This window comes from Serratia sp. ID 25-353, from assembly GCF_054792795.1.
This window is the reverse complement of the sequence record NZ_CM139236.1, coordinates 1,763,062-1,783,754: the sequence shown is the minus strand read 5'-3', so window position 1 is coordinate 1,783,754 and position 20,693 is coordinate 1,763,062. Positions and strand designations below refer to the sequence as shown.

22 protein-coding genes are annotated in these 20,693 nt (G+C 60.6%); 15 read left to right on the top strand and 7 right to left on the bottom strand.

What is annotated here, in order from left to right; all coding sequences use genetic code 11:
- The first annotated feature begins 119 nt into the window (after nucleotides 1-119).
- From ACYF6X_RS08510 to ACYF6X_RS08495, 4 genes are all read left to right on the top strand, one after another.
- A complete protein-coding gene (locus tag ACYF6X_RS08510; protein ID WP_130018270.1) occupies nucleotides 120-989 on the top strand; it encodes a helix-turn-helix domain-containing protein in 870 nt (289 codons plus the stop codon).
- A gap of 17 nt (nucleotides 990-1,006) precedes the next feature.
- The gene (locus ACYF6X_RS08505; protein WP_107226154.1) at nucleotides 1,007-1,441 is read left to right on the top strand and encodes a VOC family protein; all 435 of its coding nucleotides are present in this window, start codon (nucleotides 1,007-1,009) and stop codon (nucleotides 1,439-1,441) included.
- A 310-nt stretch (nucleotides 1,442-1,751) separates the two neighbouring features.
- Entirely contained in the window at nucleotides 1,752-2,204 is a 453-nt protein-coding gene (locus ACYF6X_RS08500) for a MoaF-related domain-containing protein (RefSeq protein ID WP_242512562.1), read from the top strand.
- A gap of 9 nt (nucleotides 2,205-2,213) precedes the next feature.
- Nucleotides 2,214-2,705: a nuclear transport factor 2 family protein gene (locus ACYF6X_RS08495; RefSeq protein WP_060419002.1), complete on the top strand. Its 492-nt coding sequence runs from the start codon at nucleotides 2,214-2,216 to the stop codon at nucleotides 2,703-2,705.
- Between the two features lie 171 nt (nucleotides 2,706-2,876).
- Here ACYF6X_RS08495 and ACYF6X_RS08490 read toward each other — a convergent pair whose 3' ends face one another.
- A complete protein-coding gene (locus ACYF6X_RS08490; RefSeq protein ID WP_063989820.1) occupies nucleotides 2,877-4,076 on the bottom strand; it encodes a multidrug efflux MFS transporter in 1,200 nt (399 codons plus the stop codon).
- Between the two features lie 251 nt (nucleotides 4,077-4,327).
- Between ACYF6X_RS08490 and ACYF6X_RS08485 the strand changes: the two genes are divergently transcribed.
- The gene (locus ACYF6X_RS08485) at nucleotides 4,328-4,777 is read left to right on the top strand and encodes a MarR family winged helix-turn-helix transcriptional regulator (RefSeq protein WP_130018271.1); all 450 of its coding nucleotides are present in this window, start codon (nucleotides 4,328-4,330) and stop codon (nucleotides 4,775-4,777) included.
- Nucleotides 4,778-4,814: 37 nt separating this feature from the next.
- Here ACYF6X_RS08485 and ACYF6X_RS08480 read toward each other — a convergent pair whose 3' ends face one another.
- On the bottom strand, nucleotides 4,815-5,096 hold the full coding sequence (locus ACYF6X_RS08480) for a YjcB family protein (protein ID WP_130018272.1): 282 nt from the start codon (nucleotides 5,094-5,096) through the stop codon (nucleotides 4,815-4,817).
- A 294-nt stretch (nucleotides 5,097-5,390) separates the two neighbouring features.
- Here ACYF6X_RS08480 and mrdA point away from each other — a divergent pair, with 294 nt between their 5' ends.
- Nucleotides 5,391-7,316 carry a penicillin-binding protein 2 gene (gene mrdA / locus ACYF6X_RS08475; protein WP_107226158.1) on the top strand — a complete coding sequence of 642 codons (1,926 nt, stop codon included), beginning with the start codon at nucleotides 5,391-5,393 and terminating at the stop codon, nucleotides 7,314-7,316.
- 107 nt (nucleotides 7,317-7,423) lie between these two features.
- A complete protein-coding gene (locus ACYF6X_RS08470) occupies nucleotides 7,424-9,142 on the top strand; it encodes a penicillin-binding transpeptidase domain-containing protein (RefSeq protein WP_130018273.1) in 1,719 nt (572 codons plus the stop codon).
- Between the two features lie 6 nt (nucleotides 9,143-9,148).
- On the opposite strand, the gene ACYF6X_RS08465 is transcribed toward ACYF6X_RS08470, so the two are convergent.
- Together ACYF6X_RS08465 and ACYF6X_RS08460 are read right to left on the bottom strand one after the other, a co-directional pair.
- A complete protein-coding gene (locus ACYF6X_RS08465; protein WP_242512563.1) occupies nucleotides 9,149-9,316 on the bottom strand; it encodes a hypothetical protein in 168 nt (55 codons plus the stop codon).
- Nucleotides 9,274-10,512, bottom strand: coding sequence for a hypothetical protein (locus ACYF6X_RS08460; RefSeq protein WP_130018274.1), 1,239 nt, complete (start codon nucleotides 10,510-10,512; stop codon nucleotides 9,274-9,276). Before ACYF6X_RS08460 ends, ACYF6X_RS08465 begins: the two co-directional genes overlap by 43 nt.
- Before the next feature lie 414 nt (nucleotides 10,513-10,926).
- On the opposite strand from ACYF6X_RS08460, the gene ACYF6X_RS08455 reads away from it, so the two are divergent.
- Entirely contained in the window at nucleotides 10,927-12,471 is a 1,545-nt protein-coding gene (locus ACYF6X_RS08455; protein WP_130018317.1) for a methyl-accepting chemotaxis protein, read from the top strand.
- A 156-nt stretch (nucleotides 12,472-12,627) separates the two neighbouring features.
- Here the strand turns inward: ACYF6X_RS08455 and osmB are convergent, their stop codons facing one another.
- Entirely contained in the window at nucleotides 12,628-12,840 is a 213-nt protein-coding gene (osmB, locus tag ACYF6X_RS08450) for an osmotically-inducible lipoprotein OsmB (protein WP_004940700.1), read from the bottom strand.
- 231 nt (nucleotides 12,841-13,071) lie between these two features.
- On the opposite strand from osmB, the gene ACYF6X_RS08445 reads away from it, so the two are divergent.
- From ACYF6X_RS08445 to ACYF6X_RS08435, 3 genes are all read left to right on the top strand, one after another.
- Complete coding sequence (locus ACYF6X_RS08445) at nucleotides 13,072-13,467, top strand: DUF427 domain-containing protein (RefSeq protein WP_063989825.1); 396 nt, start codon at nucleotides 13,072-13,074, stop codon at nucleotides 13,465-13,467.
- Between the two features lie 131 nt (nucleotides 13,468-13,598).
- Nucleotides 13,599-14,069, top strand: a complete 471-nt coding sequence (locus tag ACYF6X_RS08440; RefSeq protein ID WP_063989826.1) for an Rrf2 family transcriptional regulator — start codon at nucleotides 13,599-13,601, stop codon at nucleotides 14,067-14,069.
- Nucleotides 14,070-14,262: 193 nt separating this feature from the next.
- The gene (locus ACYF6X_RS08435; RefSeq protein WP_033643027.1) at nucleotides 14,263-14,397 is read left to right on the top strand and encodes an AcrZ family multidrug efflux pump-associated protein; all 135 of its coding nucleotides are present in this window, start codon (nucleotides 14,263-14,265) and stop codon (nucleotides 14,395-14,397) included.
- Nucleotides 14,398-14,480: 83 nt separating this feature from the next.
- On the opposite strand, the gene ACYF6X_RS08430 is transcribed toward ACYF6X_RS08435, so the two are convergent.
- A complete protein-coding gene (locus ACYF6X_RS08430; RefSeq protein ID WP_063989827.1) occupies nucleotides 14,481-15,368 on the bottom strand; it encodes a LysR family transcriptional regulator in 888 nt (295 codons plus the stop codon).
- A gap of 121 nt (nucleotides 15,369-15,489) precedes the next feature.
- On the opposite strand from ACYF6X_RS08430, the gene ACYF6X_RS08425 reads away from it, so the two are divergent.
- Both ACYF6X_RS08425 and ACYF6X_RS08420 read left to right on the top strand, forming a co-directional pair.
- Nucleotides 15,490-16,656, top strand: coding sequence for a serine hydrolase domain-containing protein (locus tag ACYF6X_RS08425; RefSeq protein ID WP_130018275.1), 1,167 nt, complete (start codon nucleotides 15,490-15,492; stop codon nucleotides 16,654-16,656).
- Nucleotides 16,647-17,864, top strand: a complete 1,218-nt coding sequence (locus ACYF6X_RS08420) for an MFS transporter (RefSeq protein WP_130018276.1) — start codon at nucleotides 16,647-16,649, stop codon at nucleotides 17,862-17,864. Before ACYF6X_RS08425 ends, ACYF6X_RS08420 begins: the two co-directional genes overlap by 10 nt.
- On the opposite strand, the gene ACYF6X_RS08415 is transcribed toward ACYF6X_RS08420, so the two are convergent.
- Nucleotides 17,791-18,666, bottom strand: coding sequence for an alpha/beta hydrolase (locus ACYF6X_RS08415; RefSeq protein WP_130018277.1), 876 nt, complete (start codon nucleotides 18,664-18,666; stop codon nucleotides 17,791-17,793). The genes ACYF6X_RS08420 and ACYF6X_RS08415 overlap by 74 nt on opposite strands.
- A 148-nt stretch (nucleotides 18,667-18,814) precedes the next feature.
- Between ACYF6X_RS08415 and ACYF6X_RS08410 the strand changes: the two genes are divergently transcribed.
- Complete coding sequence (locus ACYF6X_RS08410) at nucleotides 18,815-19,564, top strand: DeoR/GlpR family DNA-binding transcription regulator (RefSeq protein ID WP_107226163.1); 750 nt, start codon at nucleotides 18,815-18,817, stop codon at nucleotides 19,562-19,564.
- Nucleotides 19,565-19,576: 12 nt separating this feature from the next.
- Nucleotides 19,577-20,644 (top strand): oxidoreductase, encoded by a 1,068-nt coding sequence (locus tag ACYF6X_RS08405; protein WP_063989832.1) that lies wholly within the window; start codon nucleotides 19,577-19,579, stop codon nucleotides 20,642-20,644.
- Nucleotides 20,645-20,693: the final 49 nt, after the last annotated feature.

Sequence of the window (20,693 nt, the reverse complement as noted above, 5' to 3'; positions counted from 1 at the left end):
CAGCGCTTTGCGCCCAGTTGCATATTCTTGCGCTTTTTTTGCCAAAAGCGCGGGGCGGCGGCTGGTATGCGGCGGCGCCACTCTTTACACTGTCGGCATGTCGAACAACGGGGCCGGCGATGTCCAACTATCAGGCGTTTGAAACACTGCGTGAGCACAAGGCGCGGCTGCACAGCAGCGTGCTGCTGGGCACCGGCGTGGAGCTGGCCGCCTGGTCAAACTGCAACGATCGCGTCACGCAGGAAAGCGCCGATCACCATACCCTGAGCCTGTACGTCGCCGACGGCTATGAGTGCTACCAGCAGGTGCCGGGCGGCTGGCGCAACGGCGGCGGGCCGGATCGGTTCTGCATCATGCCGCGCCAATACGCCTCCACCTGGGACGTGCGCAGCGATCTGTCGTTCGTGCATCTGTATTGCACCGACGGGCATCTGCGGCAGCTGGCGGAGCAGACCTGGGATCGCAGCCCGGCGGCGATCAACGTAGAGCCGCGCAGCTTCGGCGAAGACCCGCAGATCACGCTGCTGTATCGCCAGTTTTTGCTCAACTGCGACTGGCGAGACAGCGCCAATCTGCTGGCGCTCAGCAGCGCGTCTAACCTGCTGATGTCGCATCTGATCCAGCGTTACAGCCAGCTGCAGTGGAAGTTGCCGCAGGCGCGCGGCGGCCTGGCGCCTGCGGTGGCCAGGCGGGTGCGGGAATATATCGAAAACCACCTCGATCGGCCTTTGCTGTTGGCGGATCTGGCGGCGCAGGCCGGGTTGAGCGAATACCATTTCGCTCGCATGTTCAAGCACGCCACCGGGCTGGCGCCGCACCAGTTTGTGATGCGCGCACGGCTGCAACGCGCGGAACGGCTGCTGCGGCACAGCCAACAGCCGATCACCGAGATCGCGCTGGCGTGCGGCTTCAGCTCCGCCAGCCATTTCAGCAACCGCTTCAAGGTGGCCTATGGATTTGCTCCGCTGCAGGTGCGGCAGGGGCGCTAACCGGAAGGGAGAGCAGCATGGATCAACAATTTGCCGGGCTGGGCGTGTTGTTTGTCGCCGGATTCGGGCCCGTCACGCGTGAGAGCGACGAGAGCAAGGCGTTTTATGTCGAGGCGCTAGGGCTGCCGCTCAAGCCGATGCCGGGCAACGAAACCTATCTGCTGTCGGAGCAAGGCGCGCTGGACGGTGTTAAGCATTTTGCCCTGTGGCCGCTGGCGCAGGCGGCGCAGTCCTGCTTTGGCGACGATCGCTGGCCGGCGGATCTCGCGGTGCCGCAGGCATGGATCGAGTTCGACGTGGCCGACATGGCGGCCGCCACCCAGGGGCTGGTCGATCGCGGTTATCGGCTGTTGGTCGCCAATCGCGAAGAGCCGTGGGGGCAGAGTGTTACCCGTTTGCTCAGCCCGGAAGGGTTGCTGGTCGGCGTCACCTATACGCCCTGGCTGCGGTAAACGCCACGCCGTTCGCCGCCGCCTGCCGGCGGTGGGCGGCTTAAGAACAAATACGCATTAGCTTAAAGCGATCTGCGCTATAGACCCATCAAATCCCCGAGTGGTTTCCCTTCCTGAAAGCAGAAATTCCGTTCATTGCGTAAAAACCAAGGGCCAGAACGCGCTATTGCCATGGCATTTTACGGCGATTTCCCCCTGTCTTTTTTTGCCGCCAGGTGCCTGATAGGAATAGAGATTATTCTTATGTTTCTGCCAATCGTTAAGAAATAATAATGATTCTCGTTTTCAACCACGGAAAGGAGAAGGAACGATGAAAACAGTGAAGCGAACGGGCATCGCGCTGGCGATAGCCCTGACTTTCCCCCTGGCATTGCCCGCCGCTACGGCGGCGCAACCCTCCCTGACTAACAGTAAGGCGGCAACGATGACGGAAAAACACGGGCAGTTCATTGCGGTCGGTAAAGTGGTGCAGGTGACCTTCGGCGATTTCGCCTTCAAGCTGGATTTTACCGATGACAAGACCATGACCTTCACCGGCATCGGCGAGGCGTCGCAGGGCATCACCGACACCGTGCAATACACTGCGGTGGAGATTCGGCCGAAGGTCTATATGGTCTATTGGCACGAACCTCAGTCCGGCGACAACGTGACGCATATCGAGGACTTCGAGCGCGGCGAGGTGTACACCAACATCGCCGCCAGGGACGGCAGCTTCACCCATCTGAAAGGGCAGCTGAAAATCGTAGGTCACTCAGGAAAATAAGGAGCAGTTATGAAAAAGGCATTGATCACCTGTGCGATCGTCGGCGGCTTGCTGGCGAGTTACCCGGCGCTGTCAACGGATCAGGCGGCGTCTTACAAATCGACCGGCAAAGGCGGTTATCATCATGCCCAGCAGAAGCTGAAGGTGGTGGAAGATCTGTACGCGGGCTTCTTCAACCGCCACGACATCGGCGTGGCGCAGAGGCTGATTGTGGAAAACTACAAGCAGCATAACCCGTTCGTCGGCGATGGCATCAAGCCGTTCCTGGATTTCTTCAGCCAGACCTTTAAAGACAATCCGCAGTACAGCGCCAAAATATACCGCAGCGCGGTCAACGGCGATCTGGTCTACGTTCACGTCAAATATCAAAATAACCCGCAGGATCGCGGCACCGCCAGCGTGGATATTTATCGGGTGAACGATCAGGGGAAAATCACCGAGCATTGGGACGTCAATCAGGATGTGCCGGAAAAATCGGCCAACGACAATACCATGTTCTGATCCGCAAGGGCCGCTGCGGCGGCCCTCAACACGCCCGCAACACTTTATTTACTTACATAAATATTAAATGACCGCCGCGTCGAGTAGGCTACGGCCGCCTTTGGCAGTGGTGGCACGGTTGATGGGCGTCATTGTCCCACCACTGCTTGAGGCGTTTCCCCGCATTTTCCGTTATCCCGCGCGTTGATTCTCCACTTTTTTGAACTGATGGCGCAGCTGCAGCGCATTGCAAAGCACCAACACCGCCGTCACGGCGAACACCCAGCGGAACCCCATCATCGCCGAAATGCCCGAACCCAGCAGCGGGCCAACCACGTTGCCCAAGTACATAAAGGATTGGTTATACCCGAAGATGCGCCCGGTCACCTGATCGGAGGAATACTTCAGCAGCAGCGCCTGCACCGCCGGCATCAGTGCGCCGTCGGCGAAGCCAAGCAGGAAGCGCAGAATGCCCAGCTGCAGCGGCGTATTGACCCAGGCCATCACGGCGAACAGGCCGGTGGTGAACAGCAGCGCGGCGATCAGGATGCGTGCGGTGCCGATGCGATCGCCGAGCCGCCCGAGGCGCGGTGCCGAGATCAGCGCCGCAATGCCGGGCACGGCGGCGATCATGCCGCTGACAAAGGCGATATTGCTGACGTCGCCGGACAGCTCGCGGATGAACAGCGTCAGGATCGGGCTGATGGACGAGTTGGCCAGCTGGATCATCAGGGTACAAACGAACAGGGTGACGATCAGTGTTGGATAGGGCAGCGAACGGAACACCGCCTTGCCGCTCAGCTGATCCGCTTTTTTCACCGTGATGCGCCGTTCTTTAATCAGGAACAGCGTCACCAGGAAGCTGACGAACATCAGCCCGGCGGTGACGAAAAACACCACCCGCAGCCCCAGATGATCGGCCATCAGCCCGCCCAAGAGCGGCCCAGCGATCACGCCGGAGATCTGCCCGGTAGAGAGCGTGCCCAGCGCCCAGCCGCTTTTATCGCGCGGCGCCTGCGAGGCGACCAGCGCCATGGCGTTGGGAATATAGCCGGATGTCAGCCCCATCAGCGCGCGCAGCGCGAACAGCTGCCAGACGTTGGTGGCCAGCCCCTGCAGCGCGATGACGATCGCCATGCCCAGCGAGGCGCGCAGCAGCATCAGCTTACGACCTTTGCGGTCGGCCAGGCTGCCCCACAGCGGTGAGACTACCGCCGAGACCAAAAAGGTGCCGCTGAACACCAGCCCGGACCACAGGCTGAGGGATTGCGGATCGCTGACGCCGAGCTGTTCGACGTACAGCGGTAGAAAAGGGAGGATTTGGCTCATCGCCAGCCCGGTGAAGAAACACCCGAGCCAGACCGAGATCAGATTGACTTTCCACGCTTCCATCGGCTTACCGTACCACGTTGAATAAGGAGGGATTTGCTAAGCAAAATAATAATAACACTGCAAATTAATCGGCGAGGGGCAAATGCGTGAGCAAACGTAACCCTGCCGATGCAGTGTCTTTTTTGCTATATATTAATAGCTATATTATCATAGGTAACTAGGTTAAGCCAGAGCGGCGCGGTAGCCAGGAAGGGCACCGCGCGATCCGGCGGTGTGAAAGCAGGGATAAACTGAACGCTAGATTGACGCCAATGAAAAAAGATCACCCTGAAGACGTGACGCTGCTGCGCACGCAGTTAATGTCGCTGGTGCGCCGTATGCGGCGCGAGTCGCGCAGCGACGAAAAATCCTGGGCCCAGCTGATGCTGTTGGGGGCTATCGATCGCCACGGCGGCGAGGCGACGCCGTCGCTGCTGGCGGAGTCGGAGCGCATGCGCTCCTCTAACCTGGCGGCCGCGTTGCGTGAGCTGGAGGCCGATGGGCTGCTGGTGCGCACGCCGGATGCCGAAGACAAACGCCGGGTGCGGGTGCGCCTGACGCCCGCCGGGCTGGGCCTGCTGCAGCAAAGCCGCAGCCGGCGCGAGGCGTGGCTGCTGGCGGCGATGGAGAGCTGCCTAAGTGAGCACGAGCAGGCGCTGTTGATTGAGGCGGGCGCGTTGATGGCGCGGCTGGCGGCGGCGCCGTCAACGGAAACGGAATAATCGACGGGGCGGCCGGTATGGCCGCCCCGCGGCGAGGTTACGGCATCGGCCAATCGACCGGCATGGTGCTGACCACGTCCACGTAGCGATCCCAGGCCGAAGACCAGAATTGGGTGAAGGCTTCCAGGGTCAGGTGGATGCCCATCAGGCCCATCACGAACCAGCAGGCGGTAAACAGGCCCAGGCTGCTGAACATGAACGCCATGCCGTTGCGGCTGGTATTACGGCAAACGACGTTTAACTGGCTGGCGAAGAACATCATCACGGCGCTCAGCAACTCCCAGCGCATCATGACTAAACCGGTGGCAATGGTACTCATCGAACTCGATCCTATGTAACAAAAAGCCGCATCCGGCAGGGCGCCGACAGGGAAATGCGGGGGAATATCGGGAATAGTGTGATTAAGATCACATTGTAGCATTGGGGCGAACGGCGGCTCAATGGGGGTTGCGGTGAAAAAATCGCCGACGGTAACATTCCAATATGCTGAAACAGTTATGCTATTTCATTAGCAACCTTTTCATGGGGCGGTGCGCCCGATAACGCTATGCTTGCCGGCTTTTCAGTCCCCTGATTTTGCGGGGAAATGTGACGCAAAAGGTAACGGCACCGCATGGCCCTGTTAAAAGAAAAGATTCGCGACCACTCTGCGGAAGAAAGGCTGTTTATCCGCCGGGCAGGCGTGGCGCTGGCGCTGGTGGTGGTTTGTTTTGGCGCGCTGATCGTCAACCTCTATCGGTTGCAAATCCGCCAGCACGGCTTTTACCAGACGCGCTCCAATCAGAACGACATCAAGATGCTGCCGATCGCCCCCAGCCGCGGGCTGATCTTCGATCGCAATGGCATTCCGCTGGTGCGAAACGTGACACTGTATCGTATCGAGATCACGCCCAGCAAAATCTCCGACATGGCGGCGCTGCTACAGGCGCTGACGCCAATCGTCGACCTGACGCCGGAAGACATCAGCGCGTTTCGCGACGACATGCACCACAACAGCCGCTACAAGCCGGTAACGCTGAAAACCGGGCTGAGCGACACCGAGGTGGCGCGCTTTGCCGTCAATCAATACCGTTTCGACGGGGTAACAATCGATACCTATCAACAGCGTGAATATCCTTACGGCGCCCAGTTGGCGCACGTGCTGGGCTATGTGTCGAAGATCAACGACAGCGATCTCAAGCGCCTGGACAAGGCGGGGCTGAGCGAGAACTACGCCGCCGACCGCAACATCGGCAAACAGGGGATCGAGGCCTATTACGAGTCCGAACTGCACGGCACCACCGGCTATCAGGAGGTGGAGGTGGATAACCACGGGCGCGTGATCCGCCTCCTGAAGGAGCAGCCGCCGAAGGCCGGCAAAAACATCTACCTGACGCTGGATCTGCCGTTGCAGCAGTACATCGAATCGGTGCTGAAGGGGCAGCGCGCCGCGGTGGTGGTCGAAGATCCGCGCGACGGCGGCATCCTGGCGATGGTCTCCAGCCCCAGCTACGATCCCAATCCTTTCGTCAAAGGCATCGGCTATCAGGCCTATAAGGCGCTGCTGACCAACCCGGATTTGCCGCTGATCAACCGCGTCACTCAGGGCTTGTACCCGCCGGCGTCGACGGTGAAGCCCTACATGGCCGTTTCGGCGCTGTTCGCCGGCGTGATCACGCCCACCACCACCTTTTTCGGCGCGCCGACCTGGACGCTGCCCGGCACCGAGCGCCGCTACCGCGACTGGCTGAAAACCGGCCACGGCATGCTCAACGTCACCAAAGCGATCGAGGAGTCCGCCGACACCTTCTTTTATCAGGTGGCATATGAAATGGGCATCGATCGTATCCACCACTGGCTGAGCCAGTTCGGCTACGGCCAGTCCACCGGCATCGATCTGAACGAAGAGTACCGCGGCGTGCTGCCGAGCCGCGACTGGAAGCTGAAGGTGCACAAAAAGGGCTGGTATCAGGGGGATACGGTTTCGGTAGGCATCGGCCAGGGATATTGGGTGGCGACGCCGATCCAGATGGTGAAAGCGCTGACCACGCTGATCAATAACGGCCAGGTGAAAACGCCGCATCTGCTGTATTCGCTGCAGCAGGGCAACCGGGTGACGCGCTACCAGCCGCCTGCGCAAGCGGCGCAGATCGGCGATCCCCACTCGCCTTATTGGGGCATCGTGCGCAACGGCATGTACGGCATGGCCAACTTGCCGAACGGCACAGGTTACAAACTGTTCCACACCGCGCCGTATCAGATTGCCGCCAAATCCGGCACCTCGCAGGTGTTCAGCCTGAAGCAAAACCAGACCTACAACGCCAAAATGATCCCGGTGCGGCTGCGCGATCACATCTTCTATACGCTGTTCGCGCCTTACAAAACCCCCCGGGTGGCGATGGCGCTGATCCTGGAAAACGGCGGCGGCGACGGCGTGGTGGCGGGGCCGACCGCGCGTGCGATCCTCGACCACATTTTTGACCCGGCCAACGCGCCGCAGCCCGGCGATCAGGTGCAAAGTAAACCGCAGTTAAACGACAGTGCGGATGTGCAACGGTGATGCGGTTTGTTTTTACTTTCTTACAAACTGCAATCTCCTGACCATTTCCGGCAAGGTAGACTGAAATAACACCATAAACCGAATAAAAACGCAGGGTTAACACAACAGTGGCGCCATCGACCAAAAAAAGCGGTAAAACCTATTCCACAGTTCGTTTCGGCTGGATTTGCGCCGGCATGCTGGTCTGTTTTTTTCTGTTGGCGTTCAGGGTCGGCTATCTGCAGCTGCTGGAACACCAGCAACTGGCGGATCAGGCTGACCAGCGCTCGATCCGCACCCAGGTGGTGCCGACCAACCGCGCCATGATCACCGATCGCAATGACGAGGCGCTGGCGGTCAGCGTGTCGTCCAAAGACATCGTGCTGGATCCGAAACACATTCTCGATACCCAGACCGACACCGGTAACGAGCGCTGGCAGGGCATGGCCAACGTGCTGAAGATCCCGCTGGCGGACGTGCAGCATCTGATCCAAAGCAACGCGCATAAGCGTTTCGTCTATCTGGCGCGCAAGGTGGAGGACGACAACGCCGCCTATATCAGCAAACTGCACCTGACCGGCGTCAGCACCGAGCAGGATTTCAGCCGCTTTTATCCGATGGGCCAGGACGCCGCCGGGCTGATCGGCATCGTCGGCCAGGACAATCAGGGTCTGGAGGGCATCGAGCTGGGCTTCAACCCGCTGTTGCAGGGCAAAAACGGCCTGCGGGTCTATCAGAAGGACGGCAGCGGCGCGGTGATCGGCGTGCTAAAAAGCGTGGATCCGGTGCCGCCGCCGAACGTGACGCTCAGCATCGACAAATTTATCCAGTACGTGCTCTATGCGCAGATCCGCGACGGCGTGGTGGCCAACCAGGCCGACTCCGGCTGTGCGGTACTGGTCAAGATCGACACCGGCGAGATCCTCGGCATGGCCAGCTACCCGTCGTTCAACCCGAACAACTATGGCAGCACCCCGGCGAAAGACATTCGCAACGTGTGCAGCAGCGACAGCTTCGAACCGGGCTCGACGGTGAAACCGGTGGTGGTGATGGTGGGGCTGGAGCATAAGTTGATCCGGCCGGATACGGTGCTGGACACCACGCCGTATCGGGTGAACGGTCACCTGATCAAAGACGTCGGCCACTGGTCGAAGCTGACCATCACCGGCGTGCTGCAAAAATCGAGCGACATCGCAGTATCGCACATTGCGCTGGCGCTGCCGGCCACGGTGCTGCCGGCGGTCTATCGCAGCTTTGGCCTGGGGCGGCCGACCGAGCTTGGCATCGGTAACGAGAGCAGCGGCTACCTGCCGCAGCACCGCGAACGCTGGGCCGATATCGAACGCGCTACCTTCTCCTTCGGCTATGGGCTGCGCGTGACGCCGCTGCAGATGGCGCGCGAGTACGCCGCTATCGGTTCCTTCGGCATTTATCGGCCGCTGTCGATCACCAAGGTGACGCCGCCGGTGATGGGGCAACGTATTCTGCCGGCGGATACGGTACGGTCCGTGGTGCATATGATGGAGAGCGACGCCTTGCCGGGCGGTAGCGGGGTGAGCGCCGCGGTGCCGGGCTACCGGCTGGCGATCAAAACCGGTACCGCCGAGAAAATGGGCCCGAGCGGCAAATACGACGGCGGCTACATCAACTACACCGCCGGCGTGGCGCCGGCCAGCGATCCGCAGGTGGCGCTGGTGGTGATGGTCAACAACCCGAAAGCCGGCAAGCACTTCGGCGGTTCGGTGGCCGGGCCGGTGTTCGGCAAGATCATGGCCCAGGTGCTGGAGCACATGAATATTCTGCCGGACGCCCAGCCGCTTAACGTGGTGTCGTCGGTCAAGGGGTGATGGGGATTAGCGCGATTCCAGCAGGCGCTTCAGCGCCTGCTGATCGGCGTTCACCAGCCCGGCGTCGTGGGCGAACAGCGCGTCGACCATGCCCGGCTGGCGGCGATGTTTCAGTGTAGATCCCGCCGCGCTCAGAAGTAGTAACCGATGTTCACGTTGGTGCGAAAATACCATTTATTGCTGCCGGAGGACTGGGTGCCGGTCCAGCCGGTGGCGTTTTCCACGCCGCCCCACGGGTTAGCATTTTGCGCCCAGGTCAGATCTACCCACAGCATCACCGGCATGGCGAACACCTGCACCCCCAGCGTGTTCATTTTAGAGTCGGATCCGCCGTGCCGGTCCTTCCAAAGCACGCTGTAGTCGTTGTAGAACCGCAGCTTTTTCACCGGTCCCCAGGGCACGTCGACGTCACGCGCCAGGTTGATGGCGGCGGTGGTGGCCTGCGACGGGATCAGATAGGCCGGCGTCAGGCCGTTGCCCCCCATCAGGATCACCGAATTGTTGGCCCCAGCCGGGCCTTTGGCATCGTAACCGTAGCGGATCACCTGGCCGGACAGATGCCAGGGATCGTAATTCACCAGCGTATGTAAACCCGCCGCCCAGAAGCTGCCGTTATCGCCGGTCGCCTGGTTATAGAGCCGCGAGGCCGCCAGCGAACCGCCGAGCTCATTGGCCCAGCCGCCCTGATGGAAAGCGCGCGTCAGCCGCAGGTTTACCTGATCGCGTTTTTCGTTGCGCTGCAGGTGCTGCGACGCAAAGTTGGTGTTTTTCAGATCGTCGTAGCTGGCGACGTCGGGGGCATAACGCACGCCGGTCGGCATCATGCGCGGGTAGTAGGCGGCGTCGAAGGCCCAATCGTCATGCTGGTATTGGTATTTGGCGCCCAGTCCGGTGTTGACGCCAAAGCCGAGGTAAAACGGAATGCCGTACGACCAGCCGAACTGCGGGTAGGGCATCAGGCCGAACGGTTTGAACGGCGCGCCGAGCTGCACGGCGGAACGCTCAGACAGGTGGTAACCGACATAGGCGCGGTCGATGGCGTATTTGCGCCGATCCTGAAACCAGAATCCGCTATCGAAAAATGCGTCGTTTACCTGGCCGGCGGTATCGATGCGAAAGGCGTCAAAGCGTAAATGCGGAGGATTCCGATAATTGCTGCTGTGCCAGTCTTCATAGCGATAATTGGCGCGCAGTGCGCCGCCGATATCAATATTCTTTTTATTATCCTCGCTTTGCCAATGAATATGCGGAAATGCCGGACGGCTTTTTTTTACCGGCGCCGCGGTGGCGGCAGCGTCGTTGGGCAATGCGGCGACGGTTGCATAACTCACTGGTGAAAAAAGGAAAAAACAAAGCGTAATCTTGCGCATGCCTGGCCCCTGAAGAAAGTAGACTGTTTATTAAGGCGAGCGAGTTTCACCTGTGAACAAGGTGTTTACGCGCATCGGTTTTATATTTGAGACGATTTTATCGAGCGTTTCATATATTAAATTTAGCGCCGGTTAATATATGAAACTTTGTTTCTTTTTTAATGGGAAAACTATAAATCCGGTATTAAACAAGTCAAGAAATAAAAATGAGAGTTGACGGGCAATACCGATTATTGGGTTGTTTTGGTCGGCGGGGGCGACACAGAGCAGGCTGAAATAATAGTGTCATCAATGCCCGTTAGACTCGCGTCATCCTGGTATTACTGACTAAAAATCATGAACATAAAACTGACACTGGGCCGCAGGGTAAAATCTGCGGCGGCGCTGCCGCGCGCGTTTGGCTTCGGCCAGAGCATGGGCTTATTAAGCGGCGTAATTTGCGTTATCGCGCTATTTTCTCTGCTGCAATTGTTTTCCACCGTATTTATTTCCAATATTCTGCGCGACGCCAAGGTTAACCTGGTGGCGGGCGACGCGCTGCATCGCCAACAGGCGACGATGGATCGCGCCAGACTGTCTCTGCTGACGGCCAGCGACAGTCTGAATCGTGCGGGCATCTATTACCTGCAGGACAAAGCCACCGGCTCCGACGGCAGTTGGCACAGCCTGCTGGATGAGTCGTTGGCAGCGTTGCAGGCTTCAGCGCAGGCCTTCACCCAGTTCGAGCATTTGAGCGCGGAGGCGCCCAAGGCGGCGGGCGCCCTGAAAGACAGCTATCGCCTGTTCTATGACGGCCTGAAAGAGCAGGCGCAGGGGTTACAGGACAACAGCATCGATGCGTTTTTCGCCGTGCCGATCCAGGCATTTCAGGCGGATTTCAACGAGAAGTATCTCGCTTACCAGGCGCTGAACGAACGGCGTGGCGATGACGTCAAGGTACGGCAATTGGCGGCGCTGGAGCAGGCGAGGACCTTTGCGCTCGGCGCGCTGGCCACGCTGGCGCTGATCGCCGTGGGGGTATGGTTCGGTGTTTCTCGCTGGGTGATCGCACCGCTGCAGCGGGCAATCGCACACCTCAACGTGCTGGCTGCCGGCGATCTTTCACGGCCGCTGCCGCCCGAGCGGGCATGCAACCGCGAGATGCGCCAGCTGCAGACCAGCATGGGCCACATGCAGGGCGGCCTGCAGCGCCTGGTCAGCGAGGTGCGCGATGCGGCGAGTGGGATCCTGAACGGCGTCGGGCGGCTGGCGGACGGCAATCGACAGTTGACGGCGCAGTCGGCGAAGCAGGACGGCGAATTGCAGTTGGCGACCGAGCACGTGCAGCAGCTGGCGGCGCGGGTGGAGGAAAACGGCCAATACGCGCAGCAGGCCAGCCAACGAACCGAACAGGCCCGGCAGTGCGCCGGCGCCGGTGAGCAGATGATGGAAACCGTCAATGTTTCGATGCAAGGGATCGTCAACCAATCGGCCGAAATGCGCGGCATCGTCGCACTGATCGACAGCGTGGCGTTCCAGACCAATATTCTGGCGCTGAATGCGGCGATCGAGGCGGCGCACGCCGGCGTTCATGGCCGCGGCTTTGCCATTGTCGCTAAAGAAGTGGGTTTGCTGGCGCAAAAGAGCAGCCATTCGACGCGCGATATTCAGCAGTTGATCAACCGTTCGCTGCAGCAAATCGATCAAGGTTCGCAGGCGGTGGATCTGCTGACGGGCAACCTGCACCAGATTATCGATCTGGTGAACAAATGCAGTGCGCTGATGGGGGAAATTTCCCTGGCGTCGCTCAATCAGGGGGAGAGCATTCAGGACGTGACGGCGCGCATCTCGGCGCTGAATCAGGTAGCGCGGCAAACCGGTACGGTGGTGAACGCGGTGACCGAGGCTTCGCAGCTGTTGCAGAGCGAGTCGGAACGGTTGGAAAAAGCGATGGCGCGTTTCAGGCTGCCGGCGCAATAAATAACCCTGACGCAGATTAATGAATAATAAAGCTGCGCTTAACGTTATTTATTATTTTTCATGCCCAGAGAAAGTTCTGCGGTTAAATAAAAGAACAGGCCGGTGTTTATGGGTTAAAAAAACGCCGGCCTGCAGAGATTATTTTTGACGGGATGATTAACGGCTGGTCTGGTGGCCGATAATGCCGCCGAGCGCTGCGCCGCCAAGGGTGCCCAGCGTGCTGCCGTCGGTCAGTACCGCGCCGCCGACGGCGCCCACGCCCGCGCCGATCGCCGTGTTGCGATCGCGATTGGACATATGCCCACATGCGGTAACGGAAAGCGTTGCCATCACCACCACCAACACACCTGCGGCACGTTTAATATTCATAATGAGTTCCTGGTAAATTGACTGATTAATGGATTAAAAATAATCCGATTAATCCGCCGGTAGAAGTTGGGATGAATGTATTCCTCTGCAAGAAAATCGAACAGGTAAAAATTCTTAATTTTGCGGCGGTGAAAAGCGATTGCTCGCCGAATGTGCGGCCGCCGATAAAATCGTGGGTCTATACTGGAAAGACGCCTCGCGGGGGGCGGGGCGCACACTCTGGAGGCCGCCATGTCCGATCTCGTTTCCGCATCCGGCAAACCGGTGAAAATCCCCGGCCCGGACCACCCGATCACCTTGACCCGTCATCCGGCGCGGGTTGTCGTGCGTGCCGCCGGGCAAACCCTGGCCGACAGCCGCAACGCGCTCATCCTGCAGGAAGCCACCTATCCGCCGGTGTTTTACTTTCCGCGTGAGGACGTGAATAGGGCGCTGTTGCAGAAAAACGAGCACGTCAGCTACTGCCCTTATAAGGGTGACTGCAGTTATTTCTCCTGCGTGTTGAACGGCGAGCAGGGGGCCAATGTGGCCTGGAGCTATGAAATGCCCTATAACGCCGTGCTGGCAATCAAGGATCATCTGGCATTTTATCCCGATAAAGTGGCGGAGATCCGTACCGAAGCGTGAGCCGCAGCGGGCATCGGGCGGGGGCAGGTTGACATTCTCATTATCCCTACTCATTATGTGTATTACCGGGAATTGATACGCTTTCCTTATGTTTTAATCCGACATAAACGAAACTCTGAGCAGGTGCCAAGGTGTCTACCTCTACGCGATTTGCCGTTGCCATCCACATTCTGACCAACATCACGCTGTGTCGCGGCCAGACGGTGCGTTCCGAAGATATCGCGCGCAGCGTCAACACCAACCCGACGGTGGTGCGCCGCATCCTCGGCGCACTGGCGGAGGCCGGGCTGACCTATTCACAGATGGGACAAGGTGGCGGGGCGCTGCTGGCGCGGCCGGCGGAAGCGATCTCGCTGCTGGACGTGTATCGCGCGGTAGAGGATCAACCGTATTTCATGCTGCACCGTGCCCGGCCTAACGATGCGTGCTATATCGGCCACGCCATTACCCCGGTGCTGGAGCAAGAGTTCGAGCGCGTTGGTCACGCGTTGGAAGCCAGCCTAGCGCAAACCAGCATCGCCGAAATGGCCGGGCAGGTCGAGCGGCGCGCAGGCTATCCTTTTGTCCCTTGTTCACCGCAATATCAAGCGGATACGCAATAAAAAAACACGCCAATCCCTGCCTCGCGCAGAGCATTTTTTGCATTGCGTTAATGTAATTGTGTAAGTTACATTAGCTCGCATCAAGTGTGATGTAGCTCACGTTTTAGACTGCCTCCCCACGATACTCAACCGATTGGCCGGAAACCTTTTCTTCCGGCACAGATTCGCTGTGCTTATAAACCAGGAGAGAACGATGTTAGAAATGATTGAAAGCTTGGCCACCGTAGTGGTCCTGGTGCCGGTAATGGTGGCCGTCTTGCTCGGCGCGATTTACGGCCTGGGTGAAGTGTTCAACGTCTTTTCCGCTATCGGCCGCAAAAACGGCTAATGGCACGCCAGGGGGCGGCTCTCGTCCTCCGGCTCCCCCCGCATTTTCCTGCCCCATCCTTGTTCCCTGGCGTAAATCCCCCTCTAATCCCGAAAAAGCCGGGCGCTCAGCGTATCGATGAACACCCTGAGTTTCGGCGTCAGATGCTTGCTGGAAGGCCACAGAACTTTAAAGCTGCCGCTGTGGTGACAATGCTCAGACAAGATCGCTTGCAATCGCCCCTGTTCCCGCGCGCGCTTCACGGCAAAATCCGGCAAACAGGCAATGCCTTGGCCGCTTTCCGCCAGGTAAATCAGGGTATCGACGGTGTTGCAGACCAGCCGGGCATTGATCCCCTCGGCGAGCAGCTTTTCCCATCCGGCGATCGGCCAGGGTTCCACTTTGCCGGTCGAGGGAAATTTGTACAGCAGGCAGGCATGGCCTTGCAGTTCCGCCGGTTGATGCGGGATCCCCATCTGGCGCAAATAATCCGGCGAGGCCACCAGTTGCAGATGAAACGTGCCCAGCTGGCGGCTCATCAGCCGTGAATCCTCGGTCTCGCCGACGCGAACCACGGCATCAAAGCCGTCTTCGATGACATCGACCCGACGGTCGGAAAAATCGGTTTCCAGCTCAATCTCCGGGTAACGCCGGACAAATTCCGCCAGCACCGGATTCAACAGGCCGCCCACCTGCGGCAAACTGACGCGCAGCTTGCCGCGCGGCGCGCTGTGCGTATCGCTGATTTCCCGTTCCGCTGCCGCTAATTCCCCGAGAATACGCTGGCAGCGGAGCAGAAACAGCCGGCCTTCGGCGGTCAACGTCATGCTGCGCGTGCTGCGGTGAAACAGGCGTGCACCCAGCCGATTTTCCAGGCGGGCGATGCTTTTCCCCACCGCGGAAGCGGAAATGCCGAGCACGCGGCCGGCCTCAACGAAACTCAGCGTCTCGGCGGCCTGCACAAAGACGCTCACCCCAGACAGATTATCCATTGCTTACCCCATTACGGACGTGAATGTCCGCTATGAAAGGAAATCTAGCCTGTTTTTCCATTAATCGCCACGCTCTATGCTCGGTGGCGACAGCATGGGCTGACTACCTGGAGCAATAAAGATGAGTGAATACGGATCCTCCGCCAACGCGATCGACGGCGTGATAGAGAAAGCCTTGCGCGAAAAACGATTGGTTGGCGCGGTCGTTTTGGTGGCGCAGGGCGGTGAGATCGTTTATCGACGCGCGGCGGGCATGGCAGATCGCGAAGCGGGCAAACCGATGGCGTGCAATACGCTGTTTCGGCTGGCTTCGGTGTCCAAACCGATCGTGTCCACGGCGGCGCTGGCGATGATGGCGAGAGGAGACATGCAATTGGACGATCCCGTTACCCGCTGGCTGCCGGATTTTCGTCCGCGACTGGCGGATGGCACCCAACCGTTGATGACGCTCTGGCATTTGATGACCCACACCGCCGGGCTAAGCTACCGTTTTTTTCAGCCGGAAGGCGGATGCTACGCCCGATTGGGCGTCTCCGACGGGATGGATGAGGCGGCGCTCAGCCTGCCGGAAAATGTGCGGCGCATTGCCTCCGCGCCGTTGCTGGTATCGCCCGGCGCGGAGTGGCGTTATTCCATCGCCACCGATGTGTTGGGCGCGGTGATTGAACGGGCGAGCGGCCTGCCGCTGGCGCAGGCGGTCAAAAAATGGGTGACCGGGCCGCTGGCGATGACGGATACCGATTTCCGGGCGGTGGACGCCGCGCGCCTGGCGGCCGCTTACGCTGACCATCCCGGCGAGCCACGCCGCCTGCGCCAGCCGGATCGTTTACCGTTCATCGACGGCAGCGCCGGTTTTCATCTGTCGCCGGCGCGTGCGCTGGATCCGCAGGCGTACGCCTCCGGCGGCGCCGGCATGGTCGGTTCGGCCGAGGATTTCCTGCGCCTGCTGGAAACGTTGCGCCAGGGGGGCGGGCAGGTGCTGCCGGCTGATTGGGTGGCGGCGCTGACCACCAACCAAATCGGCGATCTGCCGATGCCGTTTTGGCCAGGGCGCGGCTTCGGCCTGGGTATCACCGTGCTGAAAGATCCCGTCGCTGCGCAAACGCCGGAGTCTGTGGGCAGTTGGCGAATGGGCGGCACCTATGGCCACTCGTGGTTCGTCGATCCTGCCCGGCAGCTCAGCGTGGTGGCGTTTACCAACACGGCGCTGGAAGGGATGTCCGGCACCTTTGTCGGCGAGATTTGTCAGGCGGTTTATGCCGCCACGGGAGTGCCGTCATGGGCCTGATGCCACCGATTTTCTTCATCGCGCTGGGGCTGTTCGGCGTTTACTGCATCGAGTTCGGCGTGGTGGGCATCTTACCGCAGATCATCGTGCGCTATGACATCTCCACGGCGCAGGCCGGCTGGCTGGTCGGGGTCTTCGCCCTGACCATTGCGCTGTTCGGGCCGCTGTTGGTGCTGCTGGCGTCGCGGTTCAATCGCAAACGCATGCTGTTGATCGCGTTGACCGTGTTTGCGGTAGCCAGCGCGCTGGCCGCGCAGGCCGACAGCTTCGCCATGCTCATGCTGCTGCGCATTTTGCCGGCGTTGTTTCATCCGATCTACTTTTCACTGGCGATGGTGGCGGCCGCGGCGCTTTATCCGCCGCATCAGGCCACCAAAGCAACCGCTTATGCGTTTGTCGGCACCAGCATGGGCATGGTGTTGGGGATACCGTTGACGCAATGGATCGCCGGGCAGTTCAGCTATGAGGCGTCGTTCCGGTTTTGCGCGCTGGTCAACCTTCTGGCGGCGCTGGGATTGCTGTGGCGCTTGCCTGATACGGCCGTGCAGCGTCTCAGCTACGGCAAACAGTTGGCAATCCTGCGCAGCGGCACGCTGTGGTTGAATATCACTACCTGCGTGCTGATCTTTGCCGCCATGTTTGCCGTCTATGCTTACGCGGCCGAGTACCTCAGCCGTGAAATCGGCCTCAGCGACGGCGTCATCGGCTTGCTTCTGGTGGCGTTCGGTGTGGGCGGCGTCGTGGGCAACCTGTTGGCCGGCAGATGGCTGAGCCGCCATCGTGCGGTGACGGTGCAGCTGCATCCGATAGCCTTGATGGCGGCCTATGCGCTGCTGTATCGCTACGGCAGCGCGAATATCGGCGCGATGACGGCGCTTTGTCTGTATTGGGGGGCGGCGCACACCAGCGGTTTGATCGTGACGCAGATTTGGCTGACCTCCGAAGCGCCGCAGGCGCCGGCGTTCGCCACCGGGCTGTATATCGCCTTTATCAACCTGGGCGTGGCGGTGGGGTCGTTGGTGGGCGGTTGGTTTATCGCCGCCTGGGGGCTACAGGGCAGCCTGCTGTGCGGTGCCATGTTTGCCGCACTGGCGGCGATCGCGATCGCCGCCAGGCTATGGCTGCAACGGCAGGCTACGCTTGCGTTGCGTCAATCATCGCCATCACCTGCCGAAACATCGCGCTTTCCGCATCGGCCAGTTCATTGACCAACGTAAAGTGATTGCAGTGGCGATCGGCCAGCAGTTGGACGTCGAGGCCACGCGCCAGGCAGGCGTCATAATAGGCCTGCGTCTGGTTTTTAAACCCTTGGGTTTCCCGCTGGCCGACGTCGAGCAATATCTGCGGCGCATGGTCCTTCGCCGGCAGTAAAAACAGCGGGCTGAGGGTTTGCGCCTGCTCGGGCGTCAGGTGCAGCCAGTCGTTGATGTAGATATCGCACAGCGGGCGCAAATCGTAGAGGCCGCTCAGCGCCAGCGCGCCTTTGATCGCGTCGGGCGGCAGGCGATAGCGTGGCTGCCAGCCGTCGGCGATCAGCATGCCGCACAGGTGGCCGCCGGCCGAACTGCCGCTGACGAAAATGCGTGCCGGATCGATGCCGAAGGGTGCCCCGTGATGATAAAGCCAGGCGACGGCGCTGCGCACCTCGTGCACGATCTCCGCCAGCGTCGCTTCCGGCGCCAGCGTGTATTCCAGCGTGGCGACCGCCACGCCGCGACGGGCAAACGCGGCGGCCATCGAACAGGCTTCCTCTTTGCGCTGCGAATGCCAGTAGCCGCCATGAATAAAGATCAGCAGCGGGGCGGGCTGCGTGCAGGCCGGGAACAGATCGAGGCGCTCTGCGGCGCTCATGCCGTAGCGCAGGTCGTAAATGCCGGGCGTCTGCGCCCTGGCGTGCCGGGCCAGCGCGGTGTATTCCGCCATGCAGGCGTCAAAATCCTCCACCGAAGCGCGGGCGTTGTATTGCATGGCGCGTGCGCTCAGGTCTTCAAACGTCAGATCGATGCTCATCACTTCTCCGGATTGTTATGCGTTATGCCTTCATCATCGTCCCGCAGGCGAAAAGATGTTTGATCTCCGGTGCGCATCATTGCGGCTTCTCTGATGCTGTTTTCTGCTGTATATTGCTGTTTTATGCTTTTTACTGCGGAATAAACCCATGCACAAAGCGGCACGACAGCGCCATTTACTGGATTTGCTCAGCGAACGCGGGCAGGCGGCGGTGGCGGAATTGGCCGGCGCCATCGGCGTTTCGGTCGATACCGTGCGCCGCGATCTGGCCGATCTCGAGCGGCAAGGGTTGGCGCAGAAACATCACGGCGGGGCGATCGCGCTCGAACCGTCCGATATGCCGCGCCAGGCGCGCGCGGCGCTGTTGCCGCAGGTCAAGCAGCGGCTCGGCCGCGCGGTGGCCGCGCAGATCCCGCCCGGCAGCACCCTGATGCTGGATGCGGGCAGTACGCTGCTGGCGGTGGCGCAGGCGCTGCGCGGGCCGGCGACGGTGATCACCGCTTCGCTGGATATCGCGCAGTGCTTGAGCGACAGGCCGGAGGTCAACCTGATTCTGCTTGGCGGCCAGTGGGATGCGCGCCAGCGGCTGTTCGCCGGCAGCGCCACCCTGGCATTGCTGCAGCGCTACCGCGCGGATATCGCCTTGCTGGGCGCCTGTGCGGTGCATGCGCAGCTGGGGCTGAGCGCCGGCGAAGAGGCCGATGCAGAGGTCAAACGCGCCATGCTGGCCAACAGCGGTGAGCGCTGGCTGGTGGCTGACCATATGAAACTGGACCGCTGCGAACCGCATCACGTTGCGGATCTGGCGCAGATCCAACGTCTGTTTACCGATCGCCCGTGGGACAACCTGGACGAACAGTCATTGATTGAACTTTGTGTCGTCGCCGACGACCGCTAGAGGAGAACACTGATGAACGATACCGCTCGACCGTTGCAGGTGGCGCTGATTGGCTACGGCTTTGTCGGCAAGGCGTTTCACGCGCCGCTGATTAACGCGGTGCCGGGGCTGGAACTGAGCGTGGTGGCTTCGCGCGATGCCGCCAAGGTGCATGCCGATCTGCCGCACGCGCAGGTGATCGCCGATCCGCTGGAGGCGATCCGCCGGCCGGAGGTGGATTTGGTGGTGATCGCGTCGCCGAACGACACCCATGCGCCGCTGGCGCTGGCCGCGTTGGAGGCGGGTAAGCACGTGGTGGTGGATAAGCCGTTTACGCTGGATTTGGCGCAGGCGCGCACGCTGATTGCGGCGGCGGAAAAACACGAACGCCTGCTGTCGGTGTTCCAGAACCGCCGTTGGGACAGCGACTACCTGGGCGTGAAGCAGGTGATCGAACAGGGGCTGATCGGCAAGGTGACGCACTTTGAGTCGCACATCGATCGCTACCGCCCTGAAGTGCGGGTGCGCTGGCGCGAGCAGAACCTGCCGGGCAGCGGGCTGTGGTTCGATCTGGGGCCGCACATGGTCGATCAGGCGCTGCAGCTGTTCGGCTTGCCGCACAGCGTGCAGGCCAACATCGCCACGCTGCGCCCCAACGCGCAGATTAACGACTGGGCCCACGTGGTGCTCAACTACCCGACGCACCGCGTGATCCTGCACGGCAGCATGCTGGTGGCGGGCGGCGTGTCGCGCTTTACCGTGCACGGCGAGAAAGGCAGCGTGGTCAAAGCGCGCGCCGACGGGCAGGAGAGCCAACTGCTGGCCGGCGTGACGCCGGGTTCGGCGGAGTGGGGCAAAGACGACGACGCGATGAGCCTGTTTATCGGCACAGAGCCGGTACGCACGCTGCCGACGCCGGATGGCGATCAGCGTCAGTATTACGTCCAGGTGCGCGACGCGCTGCGCGGCGCCGGCAGCAATCCGGTTACCGCCCCGCAGGCGCTGGCAGTGATGGCGGTGCTGGAGGCGGCCACCCTGGCGGCGGAAACCGGCGTCACCCAAACTCTGCCGCTCACCGAGGCGGAGATCGCCGCCTGGTAACGGCTCGCGTCAGATAAGGCGTCAGACGCATGGATACAGTGCATGCCGT

What these genes read in the sequence shown, in the direction of transcription:
- ACYF6X_RS08500 (WP_242512562.1), top strand. Translation starts at nt 1,752, where the DNA reads ATGAAAACAGTGAAGCGAACGGGCATCGCGCTGGCGATAGCCCTGACT.
- ACYF6X_RS08485 (WP_130018271.1), top strand. Translation starts at nt 4,328, where the DNA reads ATGAAAAAAGATCACCCTGAAGACGTGACGCTGCTGCGCACGCAGTTA.
- mrdA (WP_107226158.1), top strand. Translation starts at nt 5,391, where the DNA reads ATGGCCCTGTTAAAAGAAAAGATTCGCGACCACTCTGCGGAAGAAAGG.
- ACYF6X_RS08510 (WP_130018270.1), top strand. Translation starts at nt 120, where the DNA reads ATGTCCAACTATCAGGCGTTTGAAACACTGCGTGAGCACAAGGCGCGG.
- ACYF6X_RS08495 (WP_060419002.1), top strand. Translation starts at nt 2,214, where the DNA reads ATGAAAAAGGCATTGATCACCTGTGCGATCGTCGGCGGCTTGCTGGCG.
- ACYF6X_RS08490 (WP_063989820.1), bottom strand. Translation starts at nt 4,076, where the DNA reads ATGGAAGCGTGGAAAGTCAATCTGATCTCGGTCTGGCTCGGGTGTTTC.
- ACYF6X_RS08480 (WP_130018272.1), bottom strand. Translation starts at nt 5,096, where the DNA reads ATGAGTACCATTGCCACCGGTTTAGTCATGATGCGCTGGGAGTTGCTG.
- ACYF6X_RS08420 (WP_130018276.1), top strand. Translation starts at nt 16,647, where the DNA reads ATGGGCCTGATGCCACCGATTTTCTTCATCGCGCTGGGGCTGTTCGGC.
- ACYF6X_RS08410 (WP_107226163.1), top strand. Translation starts at nt 18,815, where the DNA reads ATGCACAAAGCGGCACGACAGCGCCATTTACTGGATTTGCTCAGCGAA.
- ACYF6X_RS08465 (WP_242512563.1), bottom strand. Translation starts at nt 9,316, where the DNA reads ATGGTATTTTCGCACCAACGTGAACATCGGTTACTACTTCTGAGCGCG.
- ACYF6X_RS08435 (WP_033643027.1), top strand. Translation starts at nt 14,263, where the DNA reads ATGTTAGAAATGATTGAAAGCTTGGCCACCGTAGTGGTCCTGGTGCCG.
- osmB (WP_004940700.1), bottom strand. Translation starts at nt 12,840, where the DNA reads ATGAATATTAAACGTGCCGCAGGTGTGTTGGTGGTGGTGATGGCAACG.
- ACYF6X_RS08430 (WP_063989827.1), bottom strand. Translation starts at nt 15,368, where the DNA reads ATGGATAATCTGTCTGGGGTGAGCGTCTTTGTGCAGGCCGCCGAGACG.
- ACYF6X_RS08445 (WP_063989825.1), top strand. Translation starts at nt 13,072, where the DNA reads ATGTCCGATCTCGTTTCCGCATCCGGCAAACCGGTGAAAATCCCCGGC.
- ACYF6X_RS08405 (WP_063989832.1), top strand. Translation starts at nt 19,577, where the DNA reads ATGAACGATACCGCTCGACCGTTGCAGGTGGCGCTGATTGGCTACGGC.
- ACYF6X_RS08505 (WP_107226154.1), top strand. Translation starts at nt 1,007, where the DNA reads ATGGATCAACAATTTGCCGGGCTGGGCGTGTTGTTTGTCGCCGGATTC.
- ACYF6X_RS08415 (WP_130018277.1), bottom strand. Translation starts at nt 18,666, where the DNA reads ATGAGCATCGATCTGACGTTTGAAGACCTGAGCGCACGCGCCATGCAA.
- ACYF6X_RS08460 (WP_130018274.1), bottom strand. Translation starts at nt 10,512, where the DNA reads ATGCGCAAGATTACGCTTTGTTTTTTCCTTTTTTCACCAGTGAGTTAT.
- ACYF6X_RS08425 (WP_130018275.1), top strand. Translation starts at nt 15,490, where the DNA reads ATGAGTGAATACGGATCCTCCGCCAACGCGATCGACGGCGTGATAGAG.
- ACYF6X_RS08455 (WP_130018317.1), top strand. Translation starts at nt 10,927, where the DNA reads ATGGGCTTATTAAGCGGCGTAATTTGCGTTATCGCGCTATTTTCTCTG.